General features: G+C 62.4%; 11 protein-coding genes and 1 tRNA gene. 3 read left to right on the top strand and 9 right to left on the bottom strand.

Annotation, left to right across the window (positions count from 1 at the left end; translation table 11 throughout):
• The first annotated feature begins 19 nt into the window (after positions 1-19).
• Positions 20-1,501 (top strand): sensor histidine kinase, encoded by a 1,482-nt coding sequence (locus PYR65_RS20375; RefSeq protein ID WP_276119286.1) that lies wholly within the window; start codon positions 20-22, stop codon positions 1,499-1,501.
• 201 nt (positions 1,502-1,702) lie between these two features.
• Positions 1,703-1,779, top strand: a tRNA-Arg gene (locus PYR65_RS20370).
• Positions 1,780-1,948: 169 nt separating this feature from the next.
• Here PYR65_RS20370 and PYR65_RS20365 read toward each other — a convergent pair.
• From PYR65_RS20365 to dapF, 8 genes are all read right to left on the bottom strand, one after another.
• Complete coding sequence (locus PYR65_RS20365; protein ID WP_060637694.1) at positions 1,949-2,191, bottom strand: hypothetical protein; 243 nt, start codon at positions 2,189-2,191, stop codon at positions 1,949-1,951.
• A 193-nt stretch (positions 2,192-2,384) separates the two neighbouring features.
• Positions 2,385-3,371 carry an aldo/keto reductase gene (locus tag PYR65_RS20360; RefSeq protein ID WP_276119285.1) on the bottom strand — a complete coding sequence of 329 codons (987 nt, stop codon included), beginning with the start codon at positions 3,369-3,371 and terminating at the stop codon, positions 2,385-2,387.
• Between the two features lie 190 nt (positions 3,372-3,561).
• The gene (locus PYR65_RS20355; RefSeq protein ID WP_276119284.1) at positions 3,562-4,146 is read right to left on the bottom strand and encodes an IMPACT family protein; all 585 of its coding nucleotides are present in this window, start codon (positions 4,144-4,146) and stop codon (positions 3,562-3,564) included.
• A 61-nt stretch (positions 4,147-4,207) separates the two neighbouring features.
• Entirely contained in the window at positions 4,208-4,801 is a 594-nt protein-coding gene (locus tag PYR65_RS20350; RefSeq protein ID WP_407951257.1) for a DUF2585 domain-containing protein, read from the bottom strand.
• Positions 4,798-5,430 (bottom strand): septation protein A, encoded by a 633-nt coding sequence (locus PYR65_RS20345; RefSeq protein ID WP_276119283.1) that lies wholly within the window; start codon positions 5,428-5,430, stop codon positions 4,798-4,800. Before PYR65_RS20345 ends, PYR65_RS20350 begins: the two co-directional genes overlap by 4 nt.
• Before the next feature lie 135 nt (positions 5,431-5,565).
• Entirely contained in the window at positions 5,566-7,209 is a 1,644-nt protein-coding gene (gene ftsY, locus PYR65_RS20340; protein WP_276119282.1) for a signal recognition particle-docking protein FtsY, read from the bottom strand.
• Between the two features lie 77 nt (positions 7,210-7,286).
• Positions 7,287-8,579 carry a tRNA (N(6)-L-threonylcarbamoyladenosine(37)-C(2))-methylthiotransferase MtaB gene (gene mtaB, locus PYR65_RS20335; RefSeq protein WP_276119281.1) on the bottom strand — a complete coding sequence of 431 codons (1,293 nt, stop codon included), beginning with the start codon at positions 8,577-8,579 and terminating at the stop codon, positions 7,287-7,289.
• Positions 8,576-9,487: a diaminopimelate epimerase gene (gene dapF / locus PYR65_RS20330; RefSeq protein WP_276119280.1), complete on the bottom strand. Its 912-nt coding sequence runs from the start codon at positions 9,485-9,487 to the stop codon at positions 8,576-8,578. The genes mtaB and dapF overlap by 4 nt, the downstream gene beginning before the upstream one ends.
• Positions 9,488-9,845: 358 nt before the next feature.
• Between dapF and PYR65_RS20325 the strand changes: the two genes are divergently transcribed.
• Positions 9,846-10,262, top strand: coding sequence for a GFA family protein (locus PYR65_RS20325; RefSeq protein ID WP_276119279.1), 417 nt, complete (start codon positions 9,846-9,848; stop codon positions 10,260-10,262).
• A gap of 77 nt (positions 10,263-10,339) precedes the next feature.
• Here PYR65_RS20325 and putA read toward each other — a convergent pair whose 3' ends face one another.
• Positions 10,340-14,032, bottom strand: a complete 3,693-nt coding sequence (gene putA, locus PYR65_RS20320) for a trifunctional transcriptional regulator/proline dehydrogenase/L-glutamate gamma-semialdehyde dehydrogenase (RefSeq protein WP_276119278.1) — start codon at positions 14,030-14,032, stop codon at positions 10,340-10,342.
• Positions 14,033-14,045 lie beyond the last annotated feature (13 nt).

Genomic DNA, 14,045 nt, shown 5'->3' with positions numbered 1-14,045 from the left:
GACGATGGAATTCAATGGCATGACGGCAGAGACGACAGCAACCACGGCCCTTCAAAGGCAGCCGGCCCGCGTGGGGTTTTTCCGCGGCCTTTCCGGCCGGCTTTTGTTTCTGACGGTTGTTTTCGTCATGCTCGCCGAAGTGCTGATCTTCGTGCCGTCCGTCGCCAATATGCGCATCCGCTGGATGGAAGACAGGCTGAACACGGCCGCTGCCGCAGGCGTCGTCGTCGATGGGCTGCAGGACGTGCAGCTGTCACGCCCGCTGCAGGAAGAAACCCTGATGGCGACCGGCACCAAGGCCATCGTTCTCAGGCGCAAGGACGAATCGCGGTTGATCGCGGCCGTCGACATGCCGCCGGAAATCGACGCCCAGTACGACGTTGCCGCCATGACGCCGATCGCCGCCATCCGCGATGCCTTCGATACGCTGCTGTTTGGCGGCGGCAAGGTGGTGCGGATCTATGGGCCGATCGGCGAAAGCGATGCGATCATCGAAGTGGTGATGTCGGACAAGAGCCTGCGCAAGGCGATGCTGGTCTATTCGCGCAACGTTTTTTTCCTGTCGCTCGCCATTTCGCTGTTTACCGCCGCGCTGATCTTTCTGGCCATCAACCGGCTCATGATCGTGCCGATCCGGCGCATGACGACGAATATGCAGGAATTCGCAACCGAGCCATCCAATCCCGCCCGCGTTCTCGATCCAGCTTCAGGGCGCGACGAACTCTCGATTGCCGGGCAGCATCTGTCTGCCATGCAGCAGCAGCTGCAAAAGACGCTGAAGCAGCAGAAGAACCTCGCCGATCTCGGCCTTGCCGTGTCGAAGATCAATCATGATATGCGCAATATCCTGGCTTCGGCGCAGCTGATCTCCGACCGCCTCGCCGATGTCGATGATCCGATCGTCAAGCGGTTTGCCCCGACGCTGTTGCGCACCATCGACCGGGCCGTCGGGTATACCACCGAGGTTCTGTCCTATGGCCGCACCACCGAGCCGGAACCGCATCGCCGGTTCGTCAAGCTGCGGCCGCTCGTGAGCGATGTCGGCGAAATGCTGGCGATCGATCCGGGCTCCGGTATCGAGTTCGGCATTCAGATCCCCGAGGATCTGCAGGTCGATGCCGACAGCGAGCAACTGTTCCGCGTCGTCCACAATATCTGCCGCAATGCGGTGGAGGCGCTGACGAACGGCCAGGGCGACAGCAACGCGCCGCGCACAATCAACGTCTCGGCAATGCGCACCGGCAGCGTCGTCAGCATCTCCGTTGATGATACCGGGCCGGGCATGCCCGCCAAGGCGCGCGAACACCTGTTTACCGCCTTCAGAGGCTCCGCCCGCTCCGGCGGCACAGGTCTCGGTCTTGCCATTGCCCGCGAACTGGTGCTCGCCCATGGCGGCACCATCGCGCTGGTGGAAAAGCCGACGCCGGGAACCCTGTTCAGGATCGAACTGCCAGACCGCCCGGTGCCGCTCGATGCGTTCCGCTCGAAAGCCCGTCACTGATATCGGATTTTTTGCAAATGCCTCTGTCATGCCGGTGAAGCTGCGCTGTGCAAAGGCTTTGCGGCTGAAATCCATCCACAGTTTCAAAGATATAAGCAGGCCGTTTCATCAAAAAAGAAAATTTCTGCCGAAATTCGCTTGCATTCCCCGGTGGGACGTTTTAGAGGATCGCCACGCAAGCGGTTGACGCCGCAGCGCGAAGCACCCGTAGCTCAGCTGGATAGAGCATCAGACTACGAATCTGAGGGTCGGACGTTCGAATCGTTCCGGGTGCGCCATTTTTTTCAATGACTTATCGGTAGAATAAACGGTTTTCGCTGGATGGCGGGACGCCGTATTGGCGCAAAAGCATTCAATGGCTTTGCGGTGATGTCAGCTGCAATCAACGTCGCAAAGCGCTCGAAAATCATGGCACGCTTTCTGCCGCGCGCGCATCACAAATCCCAATTATCGTTTCTTGCGCAGTGCCTCGATCAGGGTGCGGGTCTTTCCCGTGGCGTAGACGATGTCTTCGCGGTCGAGATGCACGGTGATTTCGACATCCTTCCAGCCGGCGCCGTTTTCGCGGGCAAAGAGCACGGCGTCTTCCAGCGATGGAAAAACCGAGGCCGGGGTGCCGGCGATCAGGAACTGCACCGAGCATTCGGCGTCCGAATAGTTGCTGAGTGCCTTGATGGGATCAAACGCCATGATGTCCTCCTGTGCCGCTGCGAACCGGGCAACGATACGCTCCGGCAGCGCCGCTATAGCCGGAAAATGTCTGTCCGTCTCTCTATGATCATCAAAACATCAGCGGAACGGCGTTGGGCGTGCTTGGCGGACGAAAGATTATCGCAACGTGTGGCTCAGGCCGCGCCGGGAAACCGGCGCGGCCTGGTATTCTTTACCACTTCTGGTGAACGTGAACCTTGATCAGGCGCTCGTAGACATCGGCAAGGGCGGTCAGTGTTTCAGAGGGGATGGCGGCGAGGTCGCTGGCGGCGGCATTGGCCTTGGCCTGTTCCTCGTTGCGGGCGCCTGGGATGACCACGGACACGGCCTTGCTCTGAAGGATCCAAGCAAGCGCAAACTGCGCCATAGACGCGCCCTGTGGCACGAGTGGCCGTACCTGCTCGACAGCCTCGAGCGCGACATCCAGCGGCACGCCGGCAAAGGTTTCTCCGACATCGAAGAATTCGCCGTTGCGGTTAAACTTGCGATGATCGTCATCGGCAAATTTTGTTTCAGTGGTGATCTTGCCGGAGAGCAGGCCGGACGCCAGCGGCACGCGCACGATGATGCCGACATTCTTCTTGAGCGCCTGCTCGAAGAACAGGTCATGCGGACGCTGGCGGAAGATGTTGTAGATGATCTGGATGGTCGCGACGCCGGGATATTCGATCGCCTTCAGCGCCTCCTCGACATTGGAGACGGAGACGCCGTAATGGCGGATTTTGCCCTTGACGGTCAGATCATCCAGCGCGCCGAACAGATCCGGCCGGTAGAACACTTCGCTCGGCGGGCAATGAAGCTGCACGAGGTCAAGCGTCTCGACGCCGAGATTGGCAAGACTGCGGTCGATGAAGGCTTCGATATTGGCGGCTGTGTAGCCCTCGGCCACATGCGGGTTCAGCCGGCGGCCGGCCTTGGTGGCAACGAACGGCTTGTCGCCGCCGCGGTCCTTGAGAACCGATGCGATGATCTTTTCCGAGCGGCCATCGCCATAGACATCGGCCGTGTCGATGAAGGTGACGCCGGCATCAAGCGCCGCATTCAGCGCGCGCTTGCCGTCTTCCTCGGACACGTCGCCCCAGGCGCCGCCAATCTGCCAGGCGCCGAAGCCGATTTCCGAAATGGTGGCGCCGGTGCGCCCCAAGATTCTGTTTTTCATGATGTGATCCTCGCCGATGGAGCGGTCGCTCCGTCAATCCCGCTGCATCCGAGCGGAAAATTCTGTTTACCCGCTGTTTCTATTCGGAATATGACGGGCTGGCCAGCAGCCGTTCTTTCAAGACCCGGTGAAACGGGGAAAACCATTCCTGTTTTCAAAGTCTTACTGAAAGGGGTTGGGACAGGATCGATCAATCGTCCGGCGTGATGACCGCCCGGCCGCGGCTGAGATCGAGGATCATTCCGGTCGCGGCCTGAAGCGCATCCTTCGGGATCTGCAGCGAAAGGCTGGCGCCGGTACTGGTAAATGCTTCCGCGCTGATGACGGCGCCAAAGCCGGCAAGGCGGGCCTTGATCAAGGCCAGGTCGGCAAACTCGCAGTCCAAACTCGCCGCGATCGTCTCGATGACCTCGACCTTTTCGGCTGCGCGCAGGCAGATCGCCGCCGTGCCGCCATAGGCGCGGATCAGACCGCCGCTGCCCAACAGCGTACCGCCGAACCAGCGGGTGACGACAACGGCGATATGATCGAGCCCCTGACCGTCTATGGCCTGCAGGATCGGCTTGCCCGCAGTGCCGCTTGGTTCGCCGTCATCATTGAAGCGGTAGGTCTGGCCGATGCGGAAGGCCCAGCAATTGTGGCTGGCCGTCAGGTCGGATTGTTCGTTGATAAAGTCCCTGGCCGCCTGCTCGCTGGACACGGGGCCGCAGACAGCGAGAAACCGGCTCTTCTTGATGTCTTGCGCGTGGGTTTCGATGCGTTGAAGCGTCAACATTGGCTGGCCCGTTTGCGCGGTGATAGTGCATCGGGCAGCCCAATGTGAAGGGAGCGTTCCCTCAAAGCGCGCTCTGCCACGCCTTCACCGAATCCAGCGGATAGACCAGCATCAGCACGTTCAGCGTCAGATTATCGCGGATCAGCCAGCCGGTTAAAATCTCGAAGAGGACGGCGATGGCGACGGTCAAGGCGATTGGCGCCTGCCTGGCGAAGAAGAAGCCGAGCGCCATGAACACCGTGTCCATCGCCGAATTGAGAATGCTGTCGCCGTAATAGTCGAGCGAGACGGTGGCTGTGCGGTAGCGGTCGATGATGATGGGGGAGTTTTCGAGAAGTTCCCAGCCGGATTCGATTACCAGCGCCAAAAGAAGCTTGGCCGCCAGCGGCTTGCCGCGCAGGGTCAGATGGGCAAGCCCGTAAAACAGGAAGCCGTGGATGATATGCGAGGGCGTATACCAGTCGGCCAGATGCTGCGAATTGCCCGGACCATTGGCATTGGGTTCGAACAGCTTGATATAGCCGCATTCGCAGATCGGCGTGCGGCCCATCCAATATTCGATGACGATCTGCAGAATGAGAACGCCAGCGCACGCGGCAAGCCAGAGCGTCGCGGCGCGCGGCGAACGGTTTTCTGCCGGAACCAGCGTCGTCACTTCTTGGCATCCTGCTCGAGCGAATGCTTCATGATCACAGGCATTTGCGACAGGGTGAACAGCACCGTGATCGGCATCGTGCCCCAGACCTTGAAGGCAACCCAGAAATCGGTCGAGAAATTGCGCCAGACGACCTCGTTGAGCACGGCCAGGAACAGGAAGAAGATACCCCAGCGGATGGTCAGCTTGCGCCAGCCAGCCTCATCGAGCTTGAAGGCGGCATGAAAGACATAGCCGAGCAGCGATTTTCCAAACAGCAGGCCGCCGAGCAGGATGACGCCGAACAGCGTGTTGACGATGGTGGGCTTCATCTTGATGAACGTATCGTTCTGCAGATAGAGCGTCAGCGCGCCGAAGATGAAGACGACGACGCCGGAGATGAGCGGCATCATCGGCAGGGTGCGGGTCAGGATCCAGGAGACGGTCAGCGCGATCGCGGTTGCGGCCATGAACAGGCCGGTGGCGATGAAGATCGGCCCGCCGAGTTCGGTCAAAGCCGGGAATTTCTGCGCCAGCCATTCGCCGCGCGAATTGGCGAAGAAGAAGACCACCAGCGGCCCGAGCTCCAGCACCATTTTCAGAAGCGGGCTGATTTCCTTGCGCGGCTTGACCGCCTCGATCGATGACATGGTAACGTCCTTAAAGCGGTTATCGTGCATGCCCGGTTTGCGGGCTGTTCGTCTCTCTTGTCGTCATCCCCGGGCCCGACCCGAGGATGACGGAGTGCCGGGACCCTATAACATCAGCAAAAAGGCAAAACCGGGTCAATGGGGAATTCCGGCGATGGCCTCGGCAAAGTCCTTGGCCTCGAACGGTTCCAGATCGTCCACGCCCTCGCCGACGCCGATGAAATAGACCGGCAGCTTGTGCTTGGCGGAAATGGCGACGAGGATGCCACCGCGCGCGGTGCCGTCGAGCTTGGTCATGATCAGGCCGTTGACCCCCGCCACATTGCGGAAGATTTCCACCTGGTTGAGGGCGTTCTGGCCGGTCGTGGCGTCCAGTGTCTGCAACACGGTATGCGGTGCATCGGGATCGAGCTTGCCGAGCACGCGGACGATCTTTTCCAACTCCGCCATCAGCTCCGTGCGGTTCTGCAGGCGGCCGGCGGTATCGATGATCAGCACGTCGCTCTTTTTCAGCCGCGCCTGCTCGAAAGCCTCGTAAGCAAGGCCCGCTGCATCGGCGCCGAGTTTTGAGGAGACGATATCGGATTTGGTGCGCTCGGCCCAGATTTTCAGCTGCTCGATGGCGGCTGCCCGGAACGTGTCGCCGGCGGCTAGCATGACTTTCAGGCCGGCGCCCGACAGTTTTGCCGCCAGCTTGCCGATGGTCGTGGTCTTGCCGGTGCCGTTGACGCCGACGACGAGAATGACATGCGGCTTGTGGCTGAGGTCGAGCTGCAGCGGCTTGGCGACGGGGGCCAGAACCTTGGTGATCTCGGCAGCCATGATGCGCGAGACGTCTTCGCCGGACACGTCCTTGCCATAGCGCTCGGAAGCCAGCGTATCGGTGATGCGCAGCGCCGTCTCGACGCCGAGGTCCGCCTGGATCAACAGGTCTTCCAGATCCTGCAGCGTTTCGTCATCGAGCTTGCGCTTGGTGAACAGCGCGGTGATCTGGCCGGTCAGCTGCGAGGATGTGCGCGAAAGCCCCTGGCGCAGGCGCTGGAACCAGGTGAGTTTCTGTTTCGGCGCCTCCGGTGCCGGCTGGACGGCGCTGCCGGTGGCGAAGCCTTTTGGGAGGATGGGGGTTGCGGGGGGCATCTCCCCCTCAAGGGGAGAGAGCGGCTGTGGCGCGGTTTCGGCGAAAGTTGCGGCTTCTGAGGTCGTGGAGGGTGTACCCCCCTCTGTCGGTTGCACCGACATCTCCCCCTCAAGGGGGGAGATTGGACCCGTAGCTGGCTCCGGCGTTCCTTCCGAAGGTGCATCGCGCGCGGAAAGAGCCTTATTCTCCGTCTGATCTCCCCCCTTGAGGGGGAGATGTCCCGAAGGGACAGAGGGGGGTGCTGCGCTTTCCGCGATCTCGGCCGCTTCGGCCTCCGCCTCCAGCAAAGAGAGCGGGATCAGGCCGATATCGCCGATCTCTTCGACGGCAGGAAGAATGGCCGGGGTCTCCACCTCTTCTTCAGAAGCTTCATCCACGAATTCAGGCGCTTCAACCGCATCGGCAGAGGGTCCGCCCGCCGTATCCATTTCCTCCGGCAGGACGGGGTCTGCTGCGACCGGCAGGTCTTCGATGCGCGAATGCGGCTCGAGCTCGGCTTCGATCGCCCGGGTTTCCTCCGGGCTGAACGTCGATTCCGCCTGGTCCATGACCGCATCGGCCGCCGGCGTGGCAGTTGGCTCGCCTTCGGCCGGCTTGTCCTTGCCGAATGTGAAGACCTTTTTCAGAAAGCTGAGCGCCATTTCAATTCCGTAAACTCAGGCCGCGTCGGCGGCCATCAATTGCATGACTGAGGCGCGCAGCGCTTCAGATCCCGTATCTATGCCTGCCGCCGCTCCAAAACCGCTTCACCATTTTGGGCTGCCAGCATGAGATGCTTGCCGTCATGGCCGGTAATCCGAGCCTGCACGATAGCGCGCGGCTTCAGGCCGGGGACGGCGGCAAGCGTGAAATTTTCCGTATGTGCCAAGCCGTTGTTCTCGACAAGCAGGCTTTGCTGCGTTCCGATCATGCTGTCAAGATGGGCCTGCTGCAGCTGAAGTCCAGTGGCGCGCAGCCGGGCGGCCCGTTCTTTCACCAAAGCGCGGTCGAGTTGCGGCATGCGGGCGGCGGGCGTTCCTGCGCGCGGCGAATAGGGAAAGACATGCAGATGGGCGATATTGGCCTCCTTGGCCAGCGCAATCGCATTGTCAAACATCTCTTCGGTCTCGGTCGGAAAGCCTGCGATCATGTCGGCGCCAAAGCTTACGTCCGGACGCAGCCGCCGCACGTCGCGAATGAACGCCAGGGCATCCTCGCTTGAGTGGCGGCGCTTCATCCGCTTCAGGATCATGTCGTCGCCATGCTGCAGCGACAGGTGCAGATGCGGCATGAAACGCGGCTCATCCGCGATCAGGTCCATCAAATGGCTGTCCGCCTCGATGCTGTCGATCGAGGAGAGGCGCAGGCGCAGGATATCCGGCACCTGTTTCAACAATGTCTTTGCCAGAAGCCCAAGCGATGGCGTTCCCGGCAGGTCGCCGCCATAGCTCGTCGCATCGACGCCGGTCAGCACGATCTCGCGGTAGCCGCTATCCGTCAGTTTACGCGCCTGATCGACGACGGCGCCCATCGGCACGGAGCGGGAATTGCCACGGCCATAGGGGATGATGCAGAAGGTGCAGCGGTGGTCGCAACCATTCTGCACCTGGATGAAGGCGCGCACATTGCCCTCGATCAGCTTGACCATCTGCGGCGCCGTTTCGCGCACGCTCATGATATCGTTGACGCGCAGTTTTTCCTCAGCCGATACGCCGAAATCAGGCAACGCGCGGTAAGAGGCGCTCGTCAGCTTGTCCTCGTTGCCGAGCACGGCGTCGACCTCGGGCATTTCGGCAAAGGTCTGCTTTTCGGTCTGGGCGGCACAGCCGGTGACGATGATGCGCGCATGCGGATTGTCGCGGCGCGCCCGGCGGATCGCCTGGCGGGCCTGGCGCACGGCCTCGCCGGTCACGGCGCAGGTATTGACGAGGATGGCATTGTTCAGCCCCGCCTTTTCGGCCTGCGCCCGCATCACTTCGGATTCATAGGTGTTGAGACGGCAGCCGAAGGTTATGACATCGACGCCGCTCAAAGCGCGGCACTTTCCGCCCGTGGTTCGTCGTCGCGGAACCAGAGACCGGTCGTGGGATCGACCGTGCCGGACCATTCCCATTCGGCCGGGCCGGTCATGATGACATGGTCGTCGCGCTCGCGCCATTCGATGGTGAGGATGCCGGGCGGCGTGGCGCTGGCGACCGTGATTGCGACATTGCGGCCGGTGCGGCCGGTGCGGGCAGCCGAAACTGCGGCAGAACAGGCGGCCGAGCCGCAGGCGAGCGTCAGGCCAGCGCCGCGTTCCCAGGTGCGGGTCGTCACCGACATGGGCGAGGTGACCTGCGCAAGGGTGATATTGGCGCGTTCGGGAAACATCGGGTGGTTTTCGAGCAGCGGGCCGAAGCGTTCGAGATCGAACGACATGACATCGCGATCGACCCAGAAGATTGCATGCGGATTGCCCATCGACATGACGGAGGGCGAATGCAGGACCGGATCGTCGATCGGGCCGATCTGCAGCTCGATGCGGCTGGTATCGTAGAATTCTTCCGAGAGCGGGATCTTGTCCCAGGCAAAAACGGGCGTGCCCATATCGACGGAAATGGTCCCGTCGGCATGTTCCTGCGCATTCAGGATGCCGGCGACGGTCTGGAAGGTGAACGCCTTCTTGCCGGTCTCGGCTGCAAGCGCCTGCACGACGCAGCGCGTACCGTTGCCGCAGGCCTGCGCCTTTGAACCGTCGGAATTGAGGATGTCGATAAACGCGTCGGTGCCCTCGGCCTTCGGATCATGGATCGCCATGATCTGGTCGAACCGGGTATCGGCATGCGCATTGATCGCGATGGCCGCCTCCGGCGTCACCTTGTCCCGGCGCCCACGCATATCGACGACCAGGATCTTGTTGCCAAGCCCGTTCATGACAGCGAATTCGACCGGAGTGCTCATGACATTCATTTCCATCGTTTCTTGGGGTCTATATGGCGGAAACGGGGACAAATTACCAGTGGGCCTTCCCTTGGTTGAGCGGGCAGGTGGCCGTTCCCCTTCTCCCCTGGGGGAGAAGGTGCCCGAAGGGAGGATGAGGGGGGTGTTCGGCATATCCGGAGCTGATGGCAGGGTGTGTGGAGTTGGCTTCGCCCCCCTCATCCGGCCCTCCGGGCCACCTTCTCCCCGCTGGGGAGAAGAGGGAGTGCGCGGCGGTTTCGATGTCCATAATCAGCTATTGTCCGGTTTTTTGCGATCATCTGGTTGTGGTCTTTCCCGGCGCGGGCCAATCTGTCGCTCGCCGATGCGGAGACATGCCATGCCCGAAAGACCCCTGCTGCTCACCGGAAAGTGCCTTTGCGGCGCTGTCGAATATCAGGTTGAGGACGCTTTTGAATATGCGATGAACTGCCATTGCTCCAACTGCCGCCGCACCACCGGATCGGCGTTCAAGCCGATTGCTGGGATCGCGCGGGAGCGGATGCGGGTCTTGAAGGGCGATGAGGCGGTTTTGGTTTACGGCAATCCCGATGAGGCGCACGACGTGCATTGCGCCACCTGCGGTTCGCTGGTCTATTCGGTGGTGCGTGAAGGCGCCTATGTCCATGTGCCGATGGGCACGCTGGTCGATACCCCCACGATCCGGCCCACCGCGCATATTTTCGTCGGCTCGAAAGCGCCGTGGTACGATATCACCGATGGTCTACCGCAATACCGGGAGTTCCCGGACGGTTGAGGCCGCCACGGGACGGCACCCAACCGCGCCACCCGGATGAAAGCTCGAAACGGGCCCATCCGGAGCGCAAGCCTTCCTTACCCGATCGACATCAGGCTGGCATTTCCGCCGGCGGCTGCCGTGTTGATGCTGGTCGAGACTTCTTCCAACAGCCAGTTGAGGCAATAGGCATCCGGGTTTTTGGACAGTTCGGCCGTCGATGCGGCCTGGACCAGAACCAGCGGGCCGGGAAGGGTGGCGATCTGCCTGTTGACGGTGCGCACGCGCTCCGCCTCGCCCTCGATCAGCGCGCCGGCAAACGGCACATCCATGCGCCAGTCGGCCGTGAAGGACACGCGGGCGGCAACGGTGGCCGGCAGCGATGCCAGAGCTTCCTTCAGGCCGGATGTGGTATCGACCACGGCCGTATTGCCGGTTGCGAATACGGCGGCAAGCTGGCGGTAAAGGCCATCGGCCGTCTGCGGCACCAGCAGGATCTTTCCGCGCGGATGCAGGGCGTAGAGGTTGATTTCGCCAACCGGCCCGGCAAGCTCGGTCGTGAGGCCGAGCGCCGACTGGCTGCCGGTCTCGCGGGCGTCCTGCGCCTGGGTTCTCAGGCCCTTGCTATCCAGCCACTTGGCGAAATCGAGCAGAACTGGATCGGTATGAACCGAGCTGTGCTGCGGCGGCACCGGCGGCGTGGTGACGAGACGGCCGAGATAGAGCGGGCCGCCGGCTTTCGGACCGGTGCCCGACAGGCCGCGCCCGCCAAAGGGCTGGACGCCGACGACGGCGCCGATGATGTTGCGGTTGACGTAGAGATTGCCGGCCTTCACCCGCGAGGTGACATGGGCAATGGTCTCGTCCAGGCGCGTGTGCAGCCCGAATGTCAGGCCGTAGCCGGTGGCATTGATGTCGTCGATCAGCCGGTCGAGATCGTCGCGCTCGTAGCGCAGCACATGCAGGACCGGGCCGAAGACTTCGCGCTTGAGGTCGGAAAGCTGCTTCAGCTCGATGATCGTTGGCGGCACGAACGTGCCGTTTGCCGTGGCTGGAGATAGCGCGATCTGCTCGACCTTGGCGCCGATGCCGCGCATGGCGTCGATATGCTTTTCGATGATCTCCTTGGCTTCCGCCGTGATGACCGGGCCGACATCGACAGCCAGGCGGTCGGTGCGGCCGATATCGAGCTCGTGCAGCGCGCCCTTCAGCATGGTGAGCACGCGGTCGGCAACATCGTCCTGCAGGCAGAGCACGCGCAGCGCCGAGCAGCGCTGGCCGGCGCTGTCGAAGGCGGACGCAATGACATCGCCAACTACCTGTTCGGCAAGGGCCGAACTGTCAACGATCATGGCGTTCTGGCCGCCGGTTTCGGCAATCAGCGGCACCGGCTTGCCCGATGCGGACAGCCGCTCAGCCAGCTGCGCCTGGATCAGCCGGGCGACCTCGGTCGAGCCGGTGAACATCACGCCGGCAATATTCGGCGCGCCGACCAGGGCTGCACCGACACGGCCGTCGCCCGGAAGCAGTTGCAGCGCTTCCGGCGGGATGCCGGCCTCATGCAGGATGCGCACGCCTTCGGCCGCGATCAGCGGGGTTTCTTCGGCGGGCTTGGCCAGAACCGGATTTCCGGCGACCAGCGCTGCGGCGATCTGGCCGCAGAAGATGGCCAGCGGAAAATTCCACGGGCTGATGCAGACGATGGGGCCGAGCGCCTGATGGGCCGGACCAAATGTACGGGTTGCCTGTTCGGCATAATAGCGCAGGAAGTCGATGGCTTCGCGCACCTCGGCAATCGCGTTCGGCAGCGACTTGCCGGCTTCGCGCACGATCAGGCCAAGCAGCTTGGGCATGCTGGCCTGCATCAGGTCGGCGGCGCGTACCAGGCATTGGGCGCGCTCGGTGGGCGGAACGGCACTCCATCCGGCGCCCTCGGCGAGCGCGATCTCGACAGCCCGGCGGGCATCGTCAGCAGCGGTCTCGACAACGGAGCCGACGACATCGCGGTGATCGCCGGGATTGAGGACAAGACGGCTCTCGCCGCGCAGCTTTTCAGAGCAAAGATGCGGTGCGGCCGTCCAGTCGATCGCAGCGCTCGCTTTCAGTGCTTCCGACAGCATGGCCAGAGACGTTTCGTTGGAAAGATCGAGGCCTGCGGAATTGCTGCGGCCGGCATAAAGGTCGACAGGCAGTTTGATCTGTTCATGCTGGGCGCCCATGACGGGCATGGCGCGCACGGTATCGACAGGGTCGGCGATCAGCTCGTCGATCGACACGGCCGGATCGGCAATGCGGTTGACGAAGGAGGAATTGGCGCCGTTTTCCAGCAGGCGGCGCACGAGATAGGCAAGCAGCGTCTCATGCGTGCCAACCGGCGCATAGATGCGGCAGGGGCGGTCAAGATTGGCCTTGCCGACAACCTCGTCATAGAGCGGTTCGCCCATGCCATGCAGGCATTGGAACTCGTATTTTCCCACCTTGAAGTCGGGCCCGGCCATTTCGTAGATCGCCGCCAGCGACTGGGCATTGTGCGTGGCGAACTGTGGGAAGATCACATCGGCCGCATCCAGCAATTTGCGGGCGCAGGCGATGTAGGAAATGTCGGTGTATATCTTGCGGGTATAGACCGGGAAACCATCGAGGCCATCGATCTGGGCACGCTTGATCTCGGCGTCCCAATAGGCGCCCTTGACGAGGCGCACCATCATCCGGTGACCGGAGCGGCGGGCGAGATCGATGATGAAATCGAGAACGAACGGGCAGCGCTTGCCATAGGCCTGGACGACGAAGCCCATGCCGTTCCAGCCCGACAAGGCAGGATCGAGGCGCAGCGCTTCGAGCAGGTCCAGCGACAGTTCCAGCCGGTCTGCCTCTTCCGCGTCTATATTGAGGCCGATGTCGTAGCTCTTGGCAATCAGCGCCAGCGCCTTCACCTTGGGCAGCAGCTCAGCCATAACGCGGGCGCTCTGGGCGCGGACATAGCGCGGATGCAGCGCCGAGAGCTTGATCGAGATACCGGGGCCTTCATAGATGCCGCGGCCGTTGGAGGCCTTGCCGATCGCATGGATGGCATTTTCGTAATCGGCATAGTAGCGCTTGGCATCAGCGGCCGTGGTCGCGGCTTCGCCCAGCATGTCGTAGGAATAGCGGAAGCCCTTGGCCTCCAGCGGGCGCGAGCGCTTCAGCGCCTCGTCGATGGTTTCGCCGGTGACGAACTGTTCGCCCATCATCCGCATCGCCATGTCGACGCCACGGCGGATCACCGGTTCGCCCGCGCGCGCGATCAGCCGCGTCAGCGCTGCCGAGAGGCTGCGGTCATTGACGGTGGAGGTCAGCTTGCCGGTGACGACGAGGCCCCAGGTGGCGGCATTGACGAACAGGGACCGGCCGCCGCCAATATGCGAGCGCCAGTCGCCATCGGCAATCTTGTCACGGATCAGCGCATCGCGGGTGGCCGTGTCGGGAATCCGCAAAAGAGCTTCGGCCAGGCACATCAGCGCCACGCCTTCCTGACTCGACAGCGAATATTCATGCACCAGCCCTTCGACGCCGGAGCCCTTGTGTTTGGCGCGCAAGGCGGTGATCAGCTTGCGTGCGGTGGTCTTGGCCCGGGCGCGGATATCCTCGGGCAGGGTGGCGGCGGCGACCAGCGGCGGCAGGCATTCGGTTTCCGGCAGGCGGTAAGCGGCGGTGATTGCCTGGCGCAGTTTTGTCTGCGTAGCGATCGGCGGCGCAAAATCGGCAAAGGGAGCTGATGGTGCAGAGGTGTCTTGTGGCTGCGGCAGGCTCATCGAAATCGTCCCT

This window comes from Pararhizobium qamdonense, from assembly GCF_029277445.1.
Classification (GTDB): Bacteria; Pseudomonadota; Alphaproteobacteria; order Rhizobiales; family Rhizobiaceae; genus Pararhizobium; species Pararhizobium qamdonense.
The sequence above is the reverse complement of the archived record's forward strand: the minus strand, read 5'-3'. Positions and strand labels throughout refer to the sequence as shown.

Bases quoted from the DNA above. Each gene is read 5' to 3' on its own strand.
- dapF (WP_276119280.1), bottom strand. From the start codon at position 9,487: ATGAGCACTCCGGTCGAATTCGCTGTCATGAACGGGCTTGGCAACAAG.
- putA (WP_276119278.1), bottom strand. From the start codon at position 14,032: ATGAGCCTGCCGCAGCCACAAGACACCTCTGCACCATCAGCTCCCTTT.
- PYR65_RS20325 (WP_276119279.1), top strand. From the start codon at position 9,846: ATGCCCGAAAGACCCCTGCTGCTCACCGGAAAGTGCCTTTGCGGCGCT.
- PYR65_RS20355 (WP_276119284.1), bottom strand. From the start codon at position 4,146: ATGTTGACGCTTCAACGCATCGAAACCCACGCGCAAGACATCAAGAAG.
- ftsY (WP_276119282.1), bottom strand. From the start codon at position 7,209: ATGGCGCTCAGCTTTCTGAAAAAGGTCTTCACATTCGGCAAGGACAAG.
- PYR65_RS20375 (WP_276119286.1), top strand. From the start codon at position 20: ATGACGGCAGAGACGACAGCAACCACGGCCCTTCAAAGGCAGCCGGCC.
- PYR65_RS20360 (WP_276119285.1), bottom strand. From the start codon at position 3,371: ATGAAAAACAGAATCTTGGGGCGCACCGGCGCCACCATTTCGGAAATC.
- PYR65_RS20345 (WP_276119283.1), bottom strand. From the start codon at position 5,430: ATGTCATCGATCGAGGCGGTCAAGCCGCGCAAGGAAATCAGCCCGCTT.
- PYR65_RS20365 (WP_060637694.1), bottom strand. From the start codon at position 2,191: ATGGCGTTTGATCCCATCAAGGCACTCAGCAACTATTCGGACGCCGAA.